Below are 20,599 nucleotides of genomic sequence, written 5' to 3'. Positions count from 1 at the left end.
GCCGCCGGCCATGTTGCCCGAGGCGCTTCATCAGCGTTTACGGACTAACTATCAAGCCCGGCGCCTACAACCGTCCCAGCAGATTCCTAGGGTGACTGCCCTGGCTTGTGCGTAGGCTAATTCTGCGGTCGCATCCCGCCGCCCAGGGAAAGGAAACCCACCCATGAAAACACTCGTACTCACGATCGCCATGGCATCCGGACTGGCCGCATGGACGCCCTTGGCTTCCGCCTCCGCCCGGTCCACCGAGGTTGCCGCGGCGTTCGACCGGCAGGTTGCCGACGGCCTGCCCTGCGATGTGCTGCTGTCCCCGCCGGGTACGGCGCCGCAGCGGATCACCGTGCTGGAGCGGCTGACCACCCACCTCGACTTTCCCGACGGCTCACAGGGAACCATGTACCTGGCCAGGGTCGACGGCCGGTCGGCCAGCGTCGTCCGGGTGGGCGAGCGCGTGGATGTGGCCGTGGACGATGACGACACGCCCGCCCCCGCGCCCCGTATGTCCCGGTATGCCGCCGGCCCGGGCGCATGGCCGTGGCTGGATGGGAGCGATCTGCTTCACATGGCCGACGGCGAGGCACCGGACGAGTTGACCGAGTTGTACGGGGGCGGCGACGCCTCCGCGGAGAAGACACTGCACGTGTGGGTGTTTCTGCACGACCGTTCCGGCGAGGACAACTACGCAAAATTCCTCAACTGGTACGCCGCCTGGTGGATCAAGGACATGGAGACCACGGTACGCCCCGGCATGCCGATCAGGGTGTCGCTGCGCGACCGCATTCCCGGGCTTACCGATCTGGACTACCACGCCGGCAAAGCCGAAAAACGCATCTCGGATGTCGCCGTGGCCGGCGCCCGTTACGTCAGGGAAAGCGGCGGCCACGTGGACAACCTTTCGCGCTTCGTCCTTTTCGTAGCCGATCCGCCGCGCAACTTTCCCTCACGCGTACTCGGCGGCGCCATCGAGCCCTTTCGCGCCGCCATCATCAGCAACCGCGGCCACCGGCACATCTTCGCGCACGAGGTGGGCCACCTGATCGGAGCCACGCACGAGGCCGCCGAGAACCGTTTCTTCTGCGTGACCAACATGGCCGACAACATCATCGGCAAGGCGGCGTGCCAGGTCTACACCAAGGCCAACGACCAGAACATCCGCGATTACCTGCGCGCCCGCCTCTAGGGCACAGGAACCCCGCTCCCGGGAGGCGTGCTCTCCCGGGACAACGGCTATAATGGGGGTTTGTACCCACGCGTCGACGCCCCCTTCCCCGTCGGAAGGCAGGCGGCCGCGCCTTCCGGAGGCCGCATGCAATACATCTACACCATGAACGGGGTCAGCAAGATCGTTCCCCCGAAGCGCCATATCATCAAGGACATCTCCCTGTCCTTCTTCCCTGGCGCGAAGATCGGCCTGCTCGGCATCAACGGCTCGGGCAAGTCCACGGTGCTGCGGATCATGGCGGGCGTGGACAAGGACTTCCAGGGCGAGGCCCGGGCCAACCCCGGCACCAAGATCGGCTACCTGGCGCAGGAACCCGACCTGGACCCGAACAAGACCGTGCGTGAAGCCGTGGAAGAAGGCGTATCCGAAGTCCTGGACGCGCAGAAGCGCCTTGAAGAGGTCTACGCCGCCTATGCCGAGGAAGGCGCGGACTTCGACAAGCTGGCCAAGGAGCAGGAAGCCCTGGAGGGCATCCTGGCCGCCAACGACGCGCACGCCCTGGAGCGTCAGCTCGAAGTGGCCGCCGATGCGCTGCGCCTGCCACCGTGGGACGCCCTGATCGGCCCCCTCTCCGGCGGTGAGAAGCGCCGCGTCGCGCTGTGCCGCCTGCTGCTGTCCAAGCCCGACATGCTGCTGCTGGACGAGCCGACCAACCATCTGGACGCCGAGTCGGTCGACTGGCTGGAAACCTTCCTGCACGACTACCCGGGCACGGTCGTCGCGGTCACCCATGACCGCTACTTCCTCGACAACGCCGCCGAGTGGATCCTCGAGCTCGATCGCGGCCGCGGCATCCCCTGGAAGGGCAATTACACGGAATGGCTGGAGCAGAAGGGCGAGCGCCTGAAGCAGGAAGCCAACCAGGAGAAGTCACGCCAGAAGGCCCTGCAGAAGGAGCTCGACTGGATCCGCACCGCTGCGAAGGGCCGCCAGTCCAAGGGCAAGGCGCGCATCAACCGCTTCGAGGAGCTGAACTCGGTCGAGTACCAGCGCCGCAACGAAACCAACGAGATCTTCATCCCGCCGGGCGAGCGCCTGGGCCAGGAGGTCATCGAGTTCAAGAACGTCACCAAGTCCTTCGGCGACCGCATGCTCATCGAAGACCTGTCGTTCAAGATCCCGCCGGGCGCGATCGTCGGCATCATCGGCCCCAACGGTGCCGGTAAGTCCACGCTCATGAAGATGATCATGAACCTGGAGAAGCCGGACACCGGTGAGGTCAAACACGGCCACACGGTGAAGCTGGCCTACGTCGACCAGTCCCGTGATGCGCTCGATCCGACCAACAACGTGTGGCAGGAAGTCTCCGGCGGTTCGGACATCCTCACCATCGGCAGCTTCGAGATCCAGTCCCGCTCGTACATCGGCCGCTTCAACTTCAAGGGCACCGACCAGCAGAAGATCGTCGGCCAGCTGTCCGGCGGTGAGCGCGGTCGCCTGCACATGGCCAAGACCCTGCTGCAGGGCGGCAACGTGCTGCTGCTGGACGAACCCTCCAACGACCTGGACGTCGAAACGCTGCGCGCGCTGGAAGACGCCCTGCTCGAGTTCCCCGGCTGCGCCGTGGTCATCTCGCATGATCGCTGGTTCCTCGATCGCATCGCCACGCACATCATCGCGTTCGAAGGCGATTCCCACGTGGAGTTCTTCCCCGGCAACTACAACGAATACGAAGCCGACAAGAAGCGCCGCTTCGGCGACGACGCCGGCCCGAAGCGCGTGAAGTACAAGAAGCTGGTCTGACACAGATACCCATACCACCCACACCAACACCAACACCAACACCAACACCGCCGTAGGAGCGCACGCCGTGCGCGAAAAGCCAACAGCGCGATGATGCGGCACCCGCCATCGCGCCGGTCATGCACTTCGATGTGCAGATGGCCGCATGGCGAATCGCGTATGTGGCGAATCGCCACAAAGCCATCGCGCACATCGTGCGCTCCTACGGTGCCTTTATGTAAAGACGTCCACACATCCCTATCGAGCGAAGCCATCCATGAACTTCATGACCTCCCTGAGGGACGCCTGGCGTCGCAACGACTCCCTGCTGTGCGTCGGCCTCGATCCCGAGCCCGGCCGCCTGCCTGCCGGCCTGTCCGGCAACGAGGGCATTTTCGAATTCTGCCGGGCCATCGTCGATGCCACGGCCGGCCTGGTCTGCGCCTATAAACCGCAGATCGCCCATTTCGCCGCGCAGCGTGCCGAAAACGCGCTGGAGCGGGTCATCGCGCATATCCACGCGACGCAGCCCGGCATCCCCGTGATCCTCGATGCCAAGCGCGGCGACATCGGATCGACCGCCGCGCATTACGTCTGCGAGGCCTTCGATCGCTACGACGCCGACGCCGTCACCCTCAATCCCTACCTGGGCCAGGACTCGATCGCACCGTTCCTGGAACGGGCCGACAAGGGCGTGATCCTGCTCTGCCGCACCTCCAATCCGGGGGGCAAGGATTTCCAGGCGCTGGATTGCGGCGGGCAGCCGCTCTACCTCCGCGTCGCCGAAACCGTCGCCCGCGAATGGAACACAAACGGCAATTGCGCCCTGGTGACCGGCGCTACCTGGCCGGAAGAACTCGGCAAGGTGCGCGCCGTGGTCGGCGACATGCCGCTGTTGGTGCCAGGCATCGGTGCCCAGGGTGGCGATGTGGAAGCCGTGATGAGACATGGCGGCACGTCCACCGGCGATGGACTGATGATTTCATCTTCGCGCGCCATCATCTACGCTGGCGCCGATGGGGACTTCGCCGACGTAGCACATCGCGCGGCCGACGAATTGAGAAAATTGATCAACTCGTTCCGTCATAGCTAGACGGAACAAAAAGCAGTCGCAAATTGCACTACTTGGCAACTGCAAAAGCCTTACGCTGGCGCTGTACGCTAACCAACAATACCCGGCTCACGGCGCCACCGCGTTCCACCGGAGTAGTCATGCCACCTATGAACCGAGGTTTTTCCCAACGCCTGCATGTCGCGCTGGACATGGCGGGTGTGAAGAAAGGCCGCGGCCGCATCACCCAGCTGGCCGATCTTTTCGACGTCAGTCGGGAGACGGCACGCAAGTGGCTGAGCGATCTGGGCCTGCCGGAACTGGAACGCCAGATCGATATGGCGACCCGTTTCGGGGTCAACTTCGAATGGCTGGCCACCGGCCGGGGCGCACCGAACGGCGCCACCGGCGTCCGTGAAAGCCCCGCCCTCTACCGTGCCGATTCGCGCGAGCAGTTGCGCCTCGTCGGACTGGTCAGCCGCCTGCCCAAGGAGCGGCGCAAGGCCTTGCTGGTGATCGTCGAGGCGCTGGCGGAAGCCGAATAGGCCTCCGCGGCCGCGAACTTTCTCAGTCGTCGCCGATGTCCATGCCGGGAAACAGGACATCCGTATAGCCGAACTTCGCGAAGTCCGTGATGCGAGAGGGATACAGCCGCCCGATCAGGTGATCGCACTCGTGCTGCACCACACGCGCGTGGAACCCCTCGGCCGTGCGATCCACGGGCGCACCGTTGCGATCCACACCCTGGTAGCGGATCAGCGAGTAACGATTCACGGCACCGCGCAGGCCGGGCACCGAAAGGCAGCCCTCCCAGCCTTCCTCCATGTCCTGCGACAACGGGGTGATCAGCGGATTGAGCAGGATCGTCTGCGGCACCGGCGGGGCGTCCGGATAGCGCTCACTGGCCTCGAAACCGAAGATGACCAGTTGCAGGTCGACGCCGATCTGCGGCGCCGCCAGGCCCACGCCGCCGGCGTGATACATGGTGTCGAACATGTCCTGGATCAGGGCGTCCAGCTCGGCCGTGCCCATCATGGCGTCGGGCACAGGGGCCGCAATGCGCAGCAGGCGCTCGTCGCCCATCTTCAGAATGTCGCGAATCATCGTCGTGCCCGGGGAGTGGGGATGACACCAGCATGGCGGCGGAAGGCCGCCGGCTCAAGCGTCTTTCGCGTGCCCGCGGCATGCGGAATGCCCGCGAGGCCATTCGACCAATGGCTAATGCCCGAAAGGCGCCACGGCGATTGACCCCCATCGCGCGCCGGACGACCCTTGTGGCATCCGCAAGGGGAGCACCGAACCATGCACAGCGCCATCCCGAAACCCGGTCCCGCGGGCAAGATCCTGTGGGCGGCCATCGCCATCGTGGGAGCCTGGTGCCTCGGCGTCGTCGCCCTGCGCCGGGGCGAGCCGATCAATGCCATCTGGCTGGTCGCCGCCTCCCTCGCGGTGTTCCTGATCGGCTACCGCTTCTATAGCCGCCTGATCGCAGACAAGGTGCTGCGCATGGACCCGGGCCGGGCCACGCCGGCCGTGCTGCGCAACGACGGGCTGGATTACGTACCCACCGACAAGTGGGTGGTGTTCGGGCATCACTTCGCCGCCATCGCCGGCGCCGGCCCCCTGGTCGGCCCGGTGCTGGCGGCGCAGATGGGTTACCTGCCCGGCACCCTATGGATTCTGATCGGCGTGGTGTTCGCCGGCGCGGTGCAGGATTTCATGATCCTGGGGCTTTCCCTGCGCAGGGACGGTCGCTCGCTGGGTCACATGCTGCGCGCCGAGCTGGGCGCGGTGCCCGGCGTCATCGCCATGGTGGGCATCCTCGTCCTGATGATGATCGTTCTGGCGGTACTGGCACTGGTGGTGGTGAAGGCGCTGACGCACAGCCCGTGGGGCACGTTCACCGTGGCCGCGACCATCCCCATCGCGCTGCTGATGGGGTTGTACCTGCGCTACGTGCGGCCGGGCCGCATCCTCGAAGTGTCGATCATCGGCCTGGTGCTGTTGCTGGCATCTATCTGGTACGGCAAGGCAGTGGCCGATTCGGCGACGCTGGCTCCCCTGTTCGATTATGACGCCCGGTCGCTGGCCTGGTGGCTGATCGGCTATGGCTTTTTCGCTTCCGTGCTGCCGGTGTGGCTGCTGCTCGCCCCTCGGGATTACCTGTCCACCTTCCTCAAGATCGGCACGATCGCCCTGCTCGCCCTGGCCATCTTCCTCGCCGCACCCACGCTGCAGATGCCGGCGGTCACCCGCTTCATCGACGGCAGCGGGCCGGTCTTCCAGGGCAACCTGTTCCCGTTCCTGTTCATCACCATCGCGTGCGGCGCCGTCTCCGGATGGCATTCGATCATCGCCTCCGGCACCACGCCCAAGCTGCTCGCCAACGAGGGCGAGGCCCGCATGGTGGGCTACGGCGGCATGCTGATGGAGGCGTTCGTCGCGATCATGGCGCTGATCGCGGCCTCGTCGCTGCACCCGGGCGTGTACTTCGCCATGAACTCGCCGGCCGCCCTGGTCGGCGCCACCGCCGAGTCCGCCGCGCAGGCGATCAGCGCGTGGGGCTTCGTAGTCACGCCGGCGGAGCTGACGGACACCGCTCGCAACATCGGCGAGAGCACCATCCTGGGCCGCGCCGGCGGCGCCCCCACGCTAGCCGTGGGCATGGCGCAGCTGCTGCACGGGATCATGCCGGGCGAAGGCATGATGGCCCTGTGGTACCACTACGCCATCCTGTTCGAAGCGCTGTTCATCCTCACCACCGTCGACGCCGGCACCCGCGTGGGTCGTTTCATGATCCAGGAACTGGCCGGCATGGCCTGGGCGCCGCTGAAACAGACCGACTCCTGGCTGGGCAACGTGGTGGCCACGCTGATCTGCGTGGGGCTGTGGGGTTATTTCCTCTACCAGGGCGCGGTCGATCCGCTGGGCGGCATCAACACCCTGTGGCCCCTGTTCGGCATCGCCAACCAGATGCTCGCGGCGATCGCCCTGATGCTGGCCACCGTGGTAACGGTAAAGTTGAAACGCCAGCGCTACGTGCTGGTGCCGGCGGTGCCGGCCGCCTGGCTGGTGATCTGCACGCTCACCGCCGGCTGGCAGAAGCTGTTCGACGCGAAGATCAGCTTCACCGCCGCCGCGCAGAAGTATGCGGATGCCGCCGCCGCGGGCACCCTGCTGCCGCCGGCGAAAACCGCGGACGCCATGCAGCGCATCGTCACCAACAACCGCGTGGACATGGCCCTCACCGCCATGTTCATGCTGCTGGTACTGACCATGCTGTTCTTCTCCATACGCGCCGTGCTGCGCGCCTGGCAGGTCGACAGGCCGACCGCCCAGGAAGAACCCCGGGTCGCCTTGTCCAGCGTCGCCCAATAAGGACATGCCATGAACCAGACCGCCGCCGGCACACCGCGCTCATGGTGGAAACGGGTGGTGCAGACCGCCCGCCTCTGCTGTGGCGTGCCCGATTACGATGTCTACGTGAAGCACCTGCGCGAGCACCATCCCGAGCGCGAGGTGCCCACGTACAAGCAGTTTTTCCGCGAACGGCAGGAAGCCCGTTATCGCGGCACGGGCGGTCGCTGCTGCTGAGGGACGACCGTGGAGCCGGGCCCGGATGTCCACCAGGTGCCCGGCCGGCTCAGTGCCGGCGGCTCTTGCGCATGTTGGTGCGCGATTCCGCGATCAGCGTGCGCATTGCCTTGGCCGCCTCGTTGGGGCGACGACGGCGGATCGCCTCGTACACCGCCCGGTGCTGGGCGACTGCATAGGCAATGTCGGGTGCGGTGCGGGCCGACATCACGAAAAAGGTTGCCAGGGCCGTTTCGATCACCGCGAACAAGGCACTGAGCAGTTCGTTGTTGGTCGCTTCCAGCACGGCCTCGTGGAAACGCAGGTCGGCCGCGGCCCAGTCGTCCAGGTCGTCGGTTTCCTGCATGCCCTGCAGCGCGGCGGCGATCGCTTCCAGTTGTTCGGGCCGACGGCGACGCGCCGCCGCCATCACCGCGGCCGGCTCGATGATCTCGCGCATCTCGACCAGCTTCTCGACGAAATCGTCGGTGGGCAGCGACGCGCAGCGCCAGCCCAGCACGTCGGCGTCCAGGTGGTTCCAATAGCGCGGGTCGCGCACCCGCATGCCGGTCTTCTGCCGGGTCTCGATCAGGCCCTTGGAACCCAGCACCTTCAAGGCCTCGCGCAGGACGGTTCGACTGACCGCCATCTGCTCGGCCAGCACCGCCTCGCCCGGCAGCGGATCGCCCGGACGCAGCACACCACCGACGATGGACTCGCCGATTTCCTCGATCACCCGCGCATGCAGGCTCTTCGCACCCGCTGCTCTTGCTGCCATGACCCCACCCCCTCAGGACGAGGGCCCATCCTAACGACGTAACGGTGTTACCGGATGACGCAGCGCAGCTTGTCATTTGTCCGACAAATATGGTCATGTCGGACACCACCAACTCAAGGGAGTCAAGCTGTGATGAAACCGCTATCCGCGCTGATCTCGGCGATCCTGCTTACGACGACATCGGCGGCCGCGCTGGCCGGCGAGGCGTCCAAGGCATCCTTCGGCAGCACGCCGGATGGCAAGGACGTCACCCTGGTCACCCTCACCAACGGCCACGGCATCACCGCCAAGGTGCTTTCGCTGGGTGCCGCGCTCTACGCCCTGGACCTGCCCGACCGCAACGGCAAGCCCGGCGATGTGGTGCTCGGCTATCCCGACCTGAAAGGCACCTTCGCCAAGCCGCAGTATTTCGGCGACACCGTGGGCCGCTACGCCAACCGCATTGCCAAGGGCAAGTTCACCCTCGACGGCAAGCAGTACACGGTGCCGGTCAACGACGGCCCCAACTCGCTGCACGGCGGCAAGGTGGGCTTCGACAAGGTGATCTGGACGGTGGACAAGGTGGAATCCGGGGCCACGCCCAGCGTCACGCTCAGTTACGTCAGCCCGGACGGCGACCAGGGCTATCCCGGCAAGCTCACCACCACCGCCAAGTACACCCTGGACGACAAGAACCAGCTGACCATCGAATACACCGCCACCACCGACAAGCCGACCATCGTCAACATCACCAACCACACCTACTGGAACCTGGCCGGTGAAGGCCGCGGCAGCGTGATGGACCAGGAACTGATGATCGCCGGCGACGCCTACCTGCCGACCGACGCCACGGCCATTCCCACGGGCGAGGTGCGCAACGTGGCCGGCACGGACTTCGACTTCCGCAAGGCCAAGCCGATCGGCCGCGACATCCGCGATGCGAAGGAACAGCAACTGGTGCTGGGCAAGGGTTACGACCACAACTGGGTGATCTCACGCAAGGAAGCGGCCCAGCCGCGTGAGGTGGCGCGCGTCACCGACCCGAAGAGCGGCCGCGTGCTTTCGCTGTGGTCGGCCCAGCCTGGATTGCAGTTCTATTCCGGCAATTTCCTCGACGCGACCACGTCGGGCAAGTCGGGCGGCATCTACCGCCAGGGCGATGCCTTTGCGCTGGAACCGCAGATCTATCCTGATACGCCGAACCAGCCTGACTTTGGGTCGGCTCGGCTCGATCCGGGCAAGACTTACAAGAACACCATGACGTATAAATTCTCTACGGTGAAGTAGGCGAGGCTTTGGGCCTCGGGCGCTTCGAGCAAGAGCCGGCGGGTGCCACCCTCGTGGCCACGCCTGCGGCGACCCGCTAGCGAAGGGCCGCTGGCGCGGCCGTTTGCTTATTGCCCTACGGGCCGGGTCGGGCTTCGAACGGGGGTTTTCGACTCGACATCCTGTCTCGCGAAAACGGCCGGCCGTCCTGGCCGGCCCCGCTGCGCGGCCTTGTCCGTTCGAAGCCCTCGCCTGCGGCTACCGGCCACGAGGGTGGCACCCGCCGGCTCTTCTTCAAACTGAGGTGGCGTGTGGGAAGAGCGAAGAGCTGGGTTTCGCTTCGTTGCTGGGAACGCTCGCTTGCCTGCTTTGCATGGCCTCGGTCGCCTTAGGTGTGTCGAGGGTTCGCGCACGTGCGTGCGCTCCTACCCCCAGACGGCAGATCAATCGTTGGATATGCCACAACCGGCCCTACCCGTGGGGTAGGAGCCCACGATGTGGGCGAAAAGCCAACAAAGCGGTGACGCCATACCCTGCAACTCTGCGACCGCTCGCGTCACAACCTGCCTCAGTCTTCGGAAGAGCCGGCGGGTAGCCCCCTCGAGGCCGGTAGCCGCAGGCGAGGGCTTCGCACAGATCAGGCCCGAAGGGGGCCGGCCAGGACGGCCGGCCGTTCTCGCGAGACAGGATGTCGAGTCGAGAACCCCTGTGCGAAGCCCGACCCGGCCCGAAGGGCCATAGACAAACGGCCGCGGGTAGGAGCGCACGATGTGCGCGAATCAAAGACACGGCCGCGCTAGCGGCTTTCCACGACGGGTCGCCGCAGGCGTGGCACCGAGGGGGCTACCCGCCGGCTCTTGCTCCAACGCCCCCCCTACCCCACCTCATGATGCAACGCCCCCCCCTACCCCACCTCATGATGCAACGCCTCCGCCGACCGCCGCCGACGAAAACGCGGCGCCAGCTCCACCAGATACATCGCCACCAAGACCAGACCGCCACCGACCACCATCCGCACCGTCAGCGCATCCACCCCCAGCACCACGGCAAACCCCGCCGCGAATACCGGCTCGGTGGTCATCACGATGGCCGCGCGCGTGGCGGGCATGTGCGCCTGCGCCCAGGTCTGCACCAGCAGGGCGAACGCGCCCGCGATCAGCGCCATGTACAGCACCGCCACCCATGCCTTGCCGTCGGGCGGCCACGCCGGACCGTGGTGGGGAGCGGTGGCGGCAAGGCAGACCGCGGCGATGCCGACCATCTGCACCGCGGACATGCCGAACGCGCTGCCGGGCTTCGACCAGTGGCCCAGCCCCACGATATGCAGCGCATACAGCGCCGCCGACGCCAGCGTCAGTAGCACGCCCAGGTCGACGGTGAAGCCGTTCAACGCCAGCACGCCGAGCCCCACCGTCGCCAGCACGGCGGCGAACCAGGTGCTTACCGGCATGCGCTGGCGGAACAGCAGCAGGGCGAGGATGGGCGTGATGACGACATACATGCCGGTGACGAAACCGCTGACGCTGGGCGAGGTGAGCGCCAGGCCTTCGGTCTGCAACCATTGCGCGAAGCCGTAGAGCACGCCCAACCCGAGGCCACGCCAGCGCTCGACGCGGCCCAGCCTCCACACCGGCACGGCGAACACCGCCAGCATGACGACGGCGGCGATGGCAAAACGGACAGCGAGGAAATCGACCACCGCCATGCGGCCGACGACATCCTTGATGAGCACGAAGGTGGAGCCCCAGATCGCCGTGACGGCGAGCAGGCCCAAAGTGGCGACGCCGGTGCCCTTTGCGGCGCTCACCGGCGCCGGCGTGACAGCTGACCGGGAATCTTGACGACGAAGTGCGCCCAGATGCCCAGCCACACGACCATCCGCACGAACGGGTTGCGCGCGGCCGGGTCGTGGCGCCGGAACCACAGGTACATGCTGCGATGCTTGTGCCGACTGACGAATACCGGCCGGTGGCGACTGGACCCGCCCTTGCCGTGCAGCACCTGTACGTCGCCGGCCAGCAGCACGCGATAACCGCCGTCACGCACGCGACGGCACAGGTCCATGTCCTCGCAGTGGAGGAAGAAGGTTTCGTCGAAGCCGCCCACCCGCTCGAACACATTGCGCGGGATCAGCAGGATGGCGCCGGAAACGATCTCGACCTCTTCGGCGCCCTGGGGCATCGGCCCGCGGATGTCGATGCCGCCATCGCCGCCGCGCCCCAGCTTCGTACGCAGTGCGCGTGCCAGCAGGGGATCGCGTCGCCGCGATGCGGGATCGGGATGCCCTTCGCTGTCGCACACCACCGCGCCCACGATGCCCGTATGGACGTCCATATAGGCGATCATGCGCGCCAGGGTATCGGGCTGCACCAGGCAGTCGGGATTCAATACCAGCAGGCGCTCGCCGCGCGCATGCAGCGCGCCGCGGTTCACCGCCGCGCCGAAGCCCAGGTTGGCCCGGTTGTAGACCACACGGACGCGCTCGTCGCGTGCGTACGCGCGATCCAGGGATTCGGGCACGCCGTCGGCCGAGCCGTTGTCGACGACGACGACCTCGACCGGCACATCGCTGGCGAGTGCGTGCTCGACGCACTCGCGGGTGAACGGGCCACTGTCCGCGAGGACGACGATGACACTGGTGAGGTCGGACGTGGTCACCGTGGCGTGCGGCGGATCAGCCGACCCAGACGCGGGCGTTGCGGAACATCCGCATCCAGGGGGAATCCTCGCCCCACTGCTCCGGGTGCCAGCTCAGCTGCGCGCTGCGGAACACGCGTTCCGGATGCGGCATCATGATGGTGACGCGACCGTCCGCCGCGGTGAACGCCGCCAGGCCGCCCGGCGAACCGTTCGGGTTGAGCGGGTAGCCTTCCGTCGGTCGGCCACGGTTGTCGACGAAACGCGCCACGCCGTGGCTCTTCGACGGGCTGCACACATTCGGGAAATAGACCCGGCCTTCGCCATGCGCCACGGCCACGGGAATGCGCGAGCCGGCCATGCCGCGGAAGAAGACGCTGGGCGAATCGAGGATTTCCAGCGTGGCCACGCGCGCTTCGTACTGCTCGGACTGGTTGCGCAGGAACTGCGGCCAGTGGCGGGCGTCCGGAATGATGTCCTTCAGCTGCGACATCATCTGGCAGCCGTTGCACACACCCAGTGCGAAGCGGGTGCCGTCCTCGAAGAAACGGGCGAACTGCTCGCGCAGCGCGTCGTTGTAGAGGATGGACGTGGCCCAGCCGCGACCCGCGCCCAGCACATCGCCGTAGGAGAACCCGCCGCAGGCCGCAAGGCCGACGAAATCCTTCAGGTGATGACGGCCGCTGGCGAGGTCGGTCATGTGCACGTCGACGGCGTCGAAGCCCGCGCGATCGAACGCCGCCGCCATCTCCACCTGGCCGTTGACGCCCTGCTCGCGCAGGATGGCCACGCGGGGCCGCTTGCCGGAAAGGATGAGCGGCGCGGCGATGTCCACCGAGGGGTCGAAGGTCAGCTTCGGCGAGATACCCGGATCGGCATCGTCGAGGCGCCAGTCGCTTTCCTGGTCGGCGCTGTGCGGGTTGTCACGCAGGCGCTGCATGGCGTAACTGGTTTCGTTCCAGGCGCGGAACAGCTCGGTCCAGTTCCACTTGAACGGGGTTTCGCCGTTCAGATGCAGCTTGATGCCCAGTTTTTCCTTCGGACGGCCGACCATGTGGGTCATGCCGGTGAGACCGTGCTTCACCACCAGGGCTTCGAAGGCCTCGCGATTGGCCGAGGCCACCTGCACCACCGCGCCCAGTTCCTCGTTGAACAGCGCGCGCAGCATGGCGTCGGCCCAGCCGTCCAGGCGCAGTTCCAGGCCGCAGCGACCGGCGAAAGCCATCTCCAGCAAGGTGACGATGGCGCCGCCGTCCGAGCGATCGTGATAGGCCAGCAGCAGACCGGAGCGATTGGCCTCCTGGATAAGCTCGAACATGGCGCGCAGGCGCTTCGGGTCGTCGAGGTCGGGCGGCACGCCGCCGCCGCGGTTGAACACCTGGGTGAGCGCGGAGCCGCCGAGGCGATCGCGGCCGGCACCCAGGTCGATCAGCCAGAGTTCGGTATCGCCACGGTCGGTCTTCAGCTGCGGGGTGAGCGTGCGACGCACGTCGTCGACGCGGGCGAAGCCGGTGATGACCAGCGACACCGGCGACACGGTCTTCTGCGCCTTGCCGGTCTCGTCGGTCCATACCGTCTGCATGGACAGGGAGTCCTTGCCGACCGGCACCGAGATATCCAGCGACGGACACAGCTCCATGCCGACGGCCTTGACCGCGTCGAACAGGGCGGCGTCTTCGCCGGGGTGGTTCACCGCGGCCATCCAGTTGGCGGACAGGCGCACTTCGTCCAGCTTGAGCGAGGCCGCCGCCAGATTGGTGATCGCCTCGCCCACGGCCATGCGCGCGGCGTCGGCGCTGGACAGCAGCGCCACCGGCGCACGCTCGGCCATCGCCATGGCTTCACCGGCATAGCCGTCGAAGTCGGTCATGGTGACGGCAACATCGGCTACCGGCACCTGCCACGGGCCGACCATGGGATCGCGGGCATTGAGGCCGCCGACCGTGCGGTCGCCGATGGTGATGAGGAAGCTCTTGCTGCCGACGGCGGGCAGGCGAAGCACGCGCAGCAGCGCCTCGTTCATGCCGATGCCGGTGAGATCGGCGACCAGGTCGACGCGCGGCTTCACGCGCACGGCATCGCGATGCATGCGCGGCGGCTTGCCGAACAGGACATCCATGCCCAGGTCGATCACGGTGATGTCGCGCCGCGTATCGCGGACGATCAGGCGCGCTTCTTCCGTCGCGTCGCCGACCACCGCGTACGGGCAGCGCTCGCGCGAGCAGAACGACTCGAACAGCGGCAGGTCTTCCGCGCCGATGGCCAGCACGTAGCGTTCCTGCGACTCGTTGCTCCACACCTGCATGGGCGAGAGCGTGGGGTCGTCGCAGGGCAGCTTCGACAGGTCGATGATGCCGCCGACGCCGGCGTCGTTGAGGATCTCGGGAATGGCGTTGGACACACCACCCGCGCCCACGTCGTGGATGCTGACGATGGGATTGTGGTCGCCACGCGCCCAGCAGGCATCGATCACCTGTTGGCAGCGGCGTTCCATTTCGGGGTTGTCGCGCTGCACGGAGGCGAAGTCCAGCTCCGCGCTGGACGTGCCCGAGGACACCGAGGACGCGGCACCGCCACCCAGGCCGATCAGCATCGCCGGACCGCCCAGCACGATGACCTTGTCACCGGGCCGCACCTTGCGCTTCTGCACGTGGTCCGGCCGGATGGCCGCCAGGCCACCGGCGATCATGATCGGCTTGTCGTAGCCGCGGCGCACGCCCTTCTCGCCGGTTTCCTGCTCGAAGGTGCGGAAATAGCCGCCCAGCGCGGGACGGCCGAACTCGTTGTTGAACGCGGCGGCGCCCAGCGGGCCGTCGCGCATGATCTCGAAAGCCGAGGCCATGCGCGGTGGCAGCGGGCGTTCCTTTTCCCACGGCCGAGGCAGCCCGGGGATGCGCAGGTGCGACACGGAGAACCCGGTGAGGCCGGCCTTGGGCTTGCCGCCGCGACCGGTGGCGCCCTCGTCGCGGATCTCGCCACCGGCACCGGTGGCCGCACCCGGCCAGGGCGCGATGGCCGTGGGATGGTTGTGCGTCTCGACCTTGATCGCGTACGGCGCCGATTCGGCCACCTTGCGGAACACGCCGTCCGCCGGATCGACGAACAGGCGCTGGCCGTCGTAGCCGGCAATCACGGCGGCGTTGTCGTGGTAGGCCGACAACGTGTGCTCGGGCGAGTGCTGGTGGGTGTTCTTGATCATGCCGAACAGCGAGATGTCCTGCGCCTGGCCGTCGAGCGTCCAGGTGGCGTTGAACACCTTGTGCCGGCAGTGCTCGGAGTTGGCCTGCGCGAACATCATCAGTTCGGCGTCGGTCGGGGCGCGACCCATCTCGGCGTAGCGCTCGGCCAGGTAGGCGATTTCGTCATCCGCCAGGGCGAGGCCGAGCTCGCGGTTGGCGGCCGACAGGGCCGCGCTGGCATCGTCGCCCAGGTCGACATGGCCCAGCGGACCCGGCTCGCCGACCAGGAACAGGCCGTTGGCGGCGTCGAGGTGGGCGAGCGGCGACTGCACCATGGGATCGCAGAACGAGGCCATGACCGCGGCGTGGGCCGGGTGGTCGGCCTCGGGCATGCCGGTGACCCGCCAGGCGGTGCCGCGCTCCACGCGGCGCACGTCGAAACCGGCGCCATGCAGGATGTCGGTAGCCTTGCTGGACCACGGCGAGATCGTGCCAAGGCGCGGCACGATCCAGAACGTGGCATCGTCGGGCGCGGCGGCTTTCGCCTCCAGCACCGCCAGCAGGCGCGCACGGGCCTCGCCTTCCGGCGGGGCGGCGACATCGACGAAATAAGTGAACCAGGCGGCCTGCACCCGCGTCCCGTGATGCAGGGCATCCAGGTGGGCGTTCAGTCGTTCGAGGCGAAACGGTGAGAGGGCGCTCTGCCCGTCGAGTGCGATCATGCGGGGGAGAATAGGCGCTGAAGGAAAACGCCCATTCTACATGATGTTGCGCGGCAACATCGGCCGCGCAGGATCACCCGCCGCGGACGGTGCCGGCCGGGGCCTGCAGTGCCTGGAGCAACTGCGCGGGGGTGACGTAACCGCCGACCACGTCACCGTTCTCGGTCACGATGGTGGGGGTGCCGTTCACGCCGAGCCGCTCGCCCAGCTCGAATTCGTCCTTCACCGGGTTGGCGCAGGTGGCGGCCTTGGGCGTGGCGCCGCTCATGGCCTGGTTGAAGGCGTTCTTGCGATCGGCGCTGCACCAGACCGATACGGCCTTGGTATACGACGGAGTGTCGTTGCCCGAGGTGGTCTTCAGGCCCTCGCGCGGCCAGAACACGTATTCGACCGCGATACCCTGCTTGTTGAATTCGTCAATGTGGGCATGCAGTTGGCGGCAGAAACCGCAGTCGACATCGGTGAACACCGTGACCGTGTGCTTCGGGTTGGCCGGGGCATAGACCAGACGCTGCGAAGCCGGCACCTTGGCCAGCTCCACCTTGCGCGTGGCGGCCCAGCTGGCGGCGCTCAGGTCGGTCTTGGCCTTCAGGTCGATCAGGTTGCCGTTGAGCATGTACCGGCCGTCCGCACTGACGTAGACCATGCGCCCGGAGGCCACTACCTGGTAGAAACCGGGCATGGGCGCGGCGGCGATGCTGTCCACCTTGATACCGGGGGCCAGCGATTCGACGGCGGCACGCACGGCCTGGGTGTCATCGGCCGCGTGCGCCGTCATGGCGACCGCGCCAGCCAGCAGCGCCGGGAGGATCTTCTTCAACATCGGTACGACTCCATCTGTCACCGTGGGGATGCGGGACCGACTTTGAACACGGTCGCCGCTTTCGGTTCCCCGGATTGTGGCACGGCTCTCAGCCACGCGGGTGGTGCTGGGCGTGAAGGCGCTTGAGGCCCTCCTTGGCGACCAGCGTGTAGATCTGCGTGGTGCTGAGCGAGCTGTGGCCCAGCAGCATCTGCAGGGCGCGCAGGTCGGCGCCATGGTTGAGCAGGTGCGTGGCGAAGGAATGACGCAGCACATGGGGGGACACACGCTTCGACGGGATGCCGACCTGCACCGCATAGCGCTTCACCAGGGTCCAGAACATCTGCCGGGTGAGCGCGCCGCCGCGCCGGGAAAGGAACAGCGCCGCCGGTTGGCCGTGGCCCTTCGCCAGTCCCGGGCGGGCCTCGCGCAGGTACGTCTCCACGTGGCGCAACGCCTCTTCACCCACCGGCACCAGGCGATCCTTGTCGCCCTTGCCGGTGACCCGCAACACGCCTTGCCGGGTGTTCAGTCCCGCCAGCGGCAGGTCGACCAGTTCGGACACACGCAGGCCGGAGGAGTACATCAATTCAAGCATGGCGCGGTCGCGCTGGCCCAGCGGGGTCGACACATCCGGCGCGACGATCAGCGACTCGATCTCGCGCTCGGCCAGCGCCTTGGGCAACCCGCGCGGCATCCGCGGTCGCTGCATGAGCAAGGTGGGATCGTCGGTGGCACCGTCGTCGCGCGCCAGCTGCGTGTAGAACCGGCGGAATGCGGACTGCCGCCGCGCCATGCTGCGCACGGCCACCGGCTGGCTGCCGTGGTAAGCCGAGATATCCTCGCGCCCGGCCGTGGCGAGCGACTTGCCCCGCGCGGCGAGCCAGCGCCCCAGGCCTTCGAGGTCGCGTCGGTACGCCTCCAGCGTGCGCTCGGCCAGGCCATCCTCCGACCAGATGCGCTCGATGAAGCGGGCAATCAGGCGGGCGTCATCGGCATCCACGACAGCATCGGTACGGGTGGCGGGTGTCGGAGTTTCCGTGGGCATGGCGGAATCATCGCATGCGTCCGACGGTGGCGGATGTCACCGCGGCCGCCTCTACAATGGCCCTTCGTTTCCGCGAGGCCCGCGCATGCCACCCCCCTCATCACCCGCCGCTGCCCCCGCCCCCGTCTGGCGCCGTTTTGCGGCGATCGTCTACGACGCGCTCGCGGTCGTGGCGATCGTCATGGTGGTGGGCCTGCTCGCGCAGATGGCCACGGGCGGGCAGCTGTTCGGCACGCACGGCCGCCCGCTGACTTGGTGGTATCAGCCGTTGCAGGGCGTGGTCGTGGGTATGTATTTCCTGCTGTCGTGGGTGCGCGGCGGACAGACCCTGGGCATGCGGCCATGGCGCATCCGCGTCACCGATGCGCGGGGCGAACCGGTCGGCTGGGGGCGGGGCCTCGTGCGGCTAGCCGTCGCGGCACTGCCCCTGGCGTTGGTACTGATCTTTCCGCTGACCTCGCTGCGCGCGGCGCTGTGGGCGCCGCTCGTCGGCTGGGCCATCCTGTTGCTTCCGGCGCTGGTGGACCGTCGCCGCCGCGCGCTGCACGACATGGCCGCGGGCACCGAGATACGCCCGCTGGCTCCATGACGGCCGCTTACTTGAACTGATCGCTCGCCGGCACCCACGAGCCCGACGCCGGTGAGGCCACGGGCACGTTGATCTTGATCGACGCCTCGCAGCCCGGCGGCAGCGGGCCACCGGTGACGCGTGCGGTAGTGCAAAGCGCTGTGTTGTCGAACGCCGCGGGCGCAGCGGCCACCGTGGCACTGTTCGCCGGCGGCAGGTTCTCGGCCAGCGGTTTTGCCGGCGCCATGGTCTGCGTGCGGGCCACGGCGTCCTGGCTGGCCGGCTTCGGCGGGCCGTCGCCGCCACTGCAGCCCAGCGTGAAAAGCGATATCGCGCTCATGCCCGGACTGCCCGCACCCTTCGCACCGGCATTGCCCGGACCGGCGGTGCAGTTGAGGCGGATACCGCGAGGCAAGGAGACGGTGGCCTTTACCGTGGTGGCCTCCACGCCGTGGCGAAGCGCGGTGTCGACCGAGCTTTCGCCCTTGGGCGTCCAGTCGTTGTCGAAGCGGGTGGCCTTGTAGTCGACGTGCACACGCGCGCCGTTCTGCAGAATGAGGTTGCCGCGCGGTTTCAGTTCGGTATACGCGCCGACCGGGCCGGTCTTGTCGCCCTGCCCGCCTGCCACGCCGTCGCTGCGCTGCGAGGTGCCGTCGGCGCCGGTCAGTCGAGTGCCCTCGTCCGCACCCTTCGCCGCACCCGGCTTGCCGGACACCTGCGATGCCCCCGGCGTGTTCGAACCGGACACGTCGACGTCGCCAGGCGAGGCTTTGCCGGCCGACTGGCCCTGTACGGCTTCGGCGGGGGAATGACTGCCCTGCTTGCCCTGCGTGGCGGCCGCCTGGGCGGTGGACTGGCCGGCCGAGGTATCGCCCGGTGCCTGTCCGGGCGCCGCGGGAGCGGTATCCGCGCCAGCCACCGGGCGTTGGATATCCCCCGGTGTGACGGCAGGCGCCTGCACCGCAGGGCGTTCCACGGCGCTTACCGGCGCCGAGACCGACGGCCTGGTCACGGCATCCGGCAACGGCACGGCCGCCAGCTCCGACTCGGCCTCGACGGGCAGGGCCTGCACGACGCTCTGTACCGATACACGCGGCGGCACCGGGCGTGTGTCCACGGTCAGGTCGGGATGGGGCACGGCCGCCTCCGTGGACACTTTGGGCAAGGGCGCGTCCTGGGGCGTCGGCGGTGCGGCGCTGGTCTCCACCTCCGGTCGCGGCACTGTGGCGAGCGTCATCGCCGTGGTCGGCACGGGTGTGGTCCGTTCGGCGGTGATCGTCGGTGGCGCGGGGGTCACCGCCATCTGCGCGGCCGGGGTCGGCGGGATCGACAGCGAGGCCGGCGGCGGCATCGGGGCCTGTCCCTCGGCCTGGGGGCGACGCACGGGCTCGGGCTGGAACCGCGGCGGCACGACGGTCGGCTGGGGCGTGTCCATCGCGAGGTCCGGGGGTGCCTGGGTCGGCACGGGCACCTTTTCCAGCTCCGGCTGCGGGGGCGGCGCCTTCGGCTGCACCACGGGACGATCGGCCACGGCGACGACGCTGGGTGGCGGCGCGGCCGGCTTCGGCGCGGCCTTCACCTTCGGTGCCGGCGCGGCCGGTGAGGCCACGGCGGGACGCGACGGCGTGCGCGCCGCGGCGACGGCCGAGGCATGCGCGCCCTGCGCCGCGCGACTGGCCGCGGTGGACCACTTGGTGGTGTATTTCACCTTCGCCACGGGTGCCGTGGACGGCGTGCCGCGTACAGGCGGCACGGGCGGTGGTGGCTTGTCGATCAGCCGCACTTGCAGCGCATCGGGATGCGCCGGCTCCGGGGGCGGCGGCAGCACATCGTACGCCGGCCCCAGGATCATCCCGAACAGGAACGCCAGGTGGATGAGCAGGGTGCCGACCCAGCCGGCGATACGCCGCCCGCTGGCACCGGGCTTCCGGCGCAGGTGCTGGCGGTAGACGATCGCGTGCAGCGCCGCGTCGCGCGGCGCGAGGGGCGGTGCAGGATCGGCGTCCGGCGCGTTGTCCGGTGGCAGGAGGGTCGGCATCGGGCGCTAGTGTC

16 protein-coding genes are annotated in these 20,599 nt (G+C 67.9%); 8 read left to right on the top strand and 8 right to left on the bottom strand.

From position 1 onward, the window contains the following. The first annotated feature begins 163 nt into the window (after positions 1–163). From AB8808_RS04035 to AB8808_RS04020, 4 genes are all read left to right on the top strand, one after another. Complete coding sequence (locus AB8808_RS04035) at positions 164–1,180, top strand: hypothetical protein (RefSeq protein WP_369926956.1); 1,017 nt, start codon at positions 164–166, stop codon at positions 1,178–1,180. Between the two features lie 126 nt (positions 1,181–1,306). Continuing rightward, positions 1,307–2,965: an energy-dependent translational throttle protein EttA gene (ettA, locus tag AB8808_RS04030; protein WP_369926954.1), complete on the top strand. Its 1,659-nt coding sequence runs from the start codon at positions 1,307–1,309 to the stop codon at positions 2,963–2,965. Positions 2,966–3,221: 256 nt separating this feature from the next. Then, positions 3,222–4,037 (top strand): orotidine-5'-phosphate decarboxylase, encoded by an 816-nt coding sequence (gene pyrF, locus AB8808_RS04025; RefSeq protein ID WP_369926952.1) that lies wholly within the window; start codon positions 3,222–3,224, stop codon positions 4,035–4,037. Between the two features lie 119 nt (positions 4,038–4,156). Further along, on the top strand, positions 4,157–4,540 hold the full coding sequence (locus AB8808_RS04020; RefSeq protein WP_036137387.1) for a hypothetical protein: 384 nt from the start codon (positions 4,157–4,159) through the stop codon (positions 4,538–4,540). A 22-nt stretch (positions 4,541–4,562) separates the two neighbouring features. Here the strand turns inward: AB8808_RS04020 and def are convergent, their stop codons facing one another. Then, positions 4,563–5,099 (bottom strand): peptide deformylase, encoded by a 537-nt coding sequence (def, locus tag AB8808_RS04015; RefSeq protein WP_369926950.1) that lies wholly within the window; start codon positions 5,097–5,099, stop codon positions 4,563–4,565. 198 nt (positions 5,100–5,297) lie between these two features. Between def and AB8808_RS04010 the strand changes: the two genes are divergently transcribed. Next, complete coding sequence (locus AB8808_RS04010) at positions 5,298–7,373, top strand: carbon starvation CstA family protein (RefSeq protein WP_369926948.1); 2,076 nt, start codon at positions 5,298–5,300, stop codon at positions 7,371–7,373. Positions 7,374–7,382: 9 nt separating this feature from the next. Beyond that, positions 7,383–7,589, top strand: coding sequence for a YbdD/YjiX family protein (locus AB8808_RS04005; protein WP_036137394.1), 207 nt, complete (start codon positions 7,383–7,385; stop codon positions 7,587–7,589). 49 nt (positions 7,590–7,638) lie between these two features. On the opposite strand, the gene AB8808_RS04000 is transcribed toward AB8808_RS04005, so the two are convergent. Then, a complete protein-coding gene (locus AB8808_RS04000) occupies positions 7,639–8,346 on the bottom strand; it encodes a FadR/GntR family transcriptional regulator (protein ID WP_369926946.1) in 708 nt (235 codons plus the stop codon). Between the two features lie 132 nt (positions 8,347–8,478). Here AB8808_RS04000 and AB8808_RS03995 point away from each other — a divergent pair, with 132 nt between their 5' ends. Then, positions 8,479–9,612 carry an aldose epimerase family protein gene (locus AB8808_RS03995; protein WP_369926944.1) on the top strand — a complete coding sequence of 378 codons (1,134 nt, stop codon included), beginning with the start codon at positions 8,479–8,481 and terminating at the stop codon, positions 9,610–9,612. 883 nt (positions 9,613–10,495) lie between these two features. Here AB8808_RS03995 and AB8808_RS03990 read toward each other — a convergent pair. The 5 genes from AB8808_RS03990 to xerD all read right to left on the bottom strand — a co-directional run bounded on the left by AB8808_RS03990 (position 10,496) and on the right by xerD (position 17,979). Next, positions 10,496–11,398: a DMT family transporter gene (locus tag AB8808_RS03990; protein ID WP_369926942.1), complete on the bottom strand. Its 903-nt coding sequence runs from the start codon at positions 11,396–11,398 to the stop codon at positions 10,496–10,498. Continuing rightward, positions 11,395–12,249 (bottom strand): glycosyltransferase family 2 protein, encoded by an 855-nt coding sequence (locus AB8808_RS03985; protein ID WP_369926940.1) that lies wholly within the window; start codon positions 12,247–12,249, stop codon positions 11,395–11,397. Before AB8808_RS03985 ends, AB8808_RS03990 begins: the two co-directional genes overlap by 4 nt. 16 nt (positions 12,250–12,265) lie before the next feature. Continuing rightward, positions 12,266–16,129, bottom strand: coding sequence for a phosphoribosylformylglycinamidine synthase (purL, locus tag AB8808_RS03980; protein ID WP_369926938.1), 3,864 nt, complete (start codon positions 16,127–16,129; stop codon positions 12,266–12,268). Positions 16,130–16,202: 73 nt separating this feature from the next. After that, positions 16,203–16,952 carry a DsbC family protein gene (locus tag AB8808_RS03975; RefSeq protein ID WP_369926937.1) on the bottom strand — a complete coding sequence of 250 codons (750 nt, stop codon included), beginning with the start codon at positions 16,950–16,952 and terminating at the stop codon, positions 16,203–16,205. An 88-nt stretch (positions 16,953–17,040) separates the two neighbouring features. Beyond that, positions 17,041–17,979, bottom strand: coding sequence for a site-specific tyrosine recombinase XerD (xerD, locus tag AB8808_RS03970; protein ID WP_369926935.1), 939 nt, complete (start codon positions 17,977–17,979; stop codon positions 17,041–17,043). 85 nt (positions 17,980–18,064) lie between these two features. Between xerD and AB8808_RS03965 the strand changes: the two genes are divergently transcribed. After that, entirely contained in the window at positions 18,065–18,568 is a 504-nt protein-coding gene (locus AB8808_RS03965) for an RDD family protein (protein WP_369926933.1), read from the top strand. Positions 18,569–18,575: 7 nt separating this feature from the next. Here AB8808_RS03965 and AB8808_RS03960 read toward each other — a convergent pair whose 3' ends face one another. After that, the gene (locus AB8808_RS03960; protein WP_369926931.1) at positions 18,576–20,585 is read right to left on the bottom strand and encodes a ribonuclease E domain-containing protein; all 2,010 of its coding nucleotides are present in this window, start codon (positions 20,583–20,585) and stop codon (positions 18,576–18,578) included. Positions 20,586–20,599: the final 14 nt, after the last annotated feature.

Origin of the sequence: Xanthomonas sp. NCPPB 2632 (assembly GCF_041228075.2) — a bacterium.
Classification (GTDB): domain Bacteria; phylum Pseudomonadota; class Gammaproteobacteria; order Xanthomonadales; family Rhodanobacteraceae; genus Luteibacter.
This window is presented reverse-complemented; position numbering and strand designations above follow the sequence as displayed.

Excerpts from the sequence above, each read along its gene's own strand:
- AB8808_RS04035 (WP_369926956.1), top strand. The coding sequence starts at position 164 with ATGAAAACACTCGTACTCACGATCGCCATGGCATCCGGACTGGCCGCA.
- ettA (WP_369926954.1), top strand. The coding sequence starts at position 1,307 with ATGCAATACATCTACACCATGAACGGGGTCAGCAAGATCGTTCCCCCG.
- pyrF (WP_369926952.1), top strand. The coding sequence starts at position 3,222 with ATGAACTTCATGACCTCCCTGAGGGACGCCTGGCGTCGCAACGACTCC.
- AB8808_RS04020 (WP_036137387.1), top strand. The coding sequence starts at position 4,157 with ATGCCACCTATGAACCGAGGTTTTTCCCAACGCCTGCATGTCGCGCTG.
- def (WP_369926950.1), bottom strand. The coding sequence starts at position 5,099 with ATGATTCGCGACATTCTGAAGATGGGCGACGAGCGCCTGCTGCGCATT.
- AB8808_RS04010 (WP_369926948.1), top strand. The coding sequence starts at position 5,298 with ATGCACAGCGCCATCCCGAAACCCGGTCCCGCGGGCAAGATCCTGTGG.
- AB8808_RS04005 (WP_036137394.1), top strand. The coding sequence starts at position 7,383 with ATGAACCAGACCGCCGCCGGCACACCGCGCTCATGGTGGAAACGGGTG.
- AB8808_RS04000 (WP_369926946.1), bottom strand. The coding sequence starts at position 8,346 with ATGGCAGCAAGAGCAGCGGGTGCGAAGAGCCTGCATGCGCGGGTGATC.
- AB8808_RS03995 (WP_369926944.1), top strand. The coding sequence starts at position 8,479 with ATGAAACCGCTATCCGCGCTGATCTCGGCGATCCTGCTTACGACGACA.
- purL (WP_369926938.1), bottom strand. The coding sequence starts at position 16,129 with ATGATCGCACTCGACGGGCAGAGCGCCCTCTCACCGTTTCGCCTCGAA.
- AB8808_RS03975 (WP_369926937.1), bottom strand. The coding sequence starts at position 16,952 with ATGTTGAAGAAGATCCTCCCGGCGCTGCTGGCTGGCGCGGTCGCCATG.
- xerD (WP_369926935.1), bottom strand. The coding sequence starts at position 17,979 with ATGCCCACGGAAACTCCGACACCCGCCACCCGTACCGATGCTGTCGTG.
- AB8808_RS03965 (WP_369926933.1), top strand. The coding sequence starts at position 18,065 with ATGCCACCCCCCTCATCACCCGCCGCTGCCCCCGCCCCCGTCTGGCGC.
- AB8808_RS03960 (WP_369926931.1), bottom strand. The coding sequence starts at position 20,585 with ATGCCGACCCTCCTGCCACCGGACAACGCGCCGGACGCCGATCCTGCA.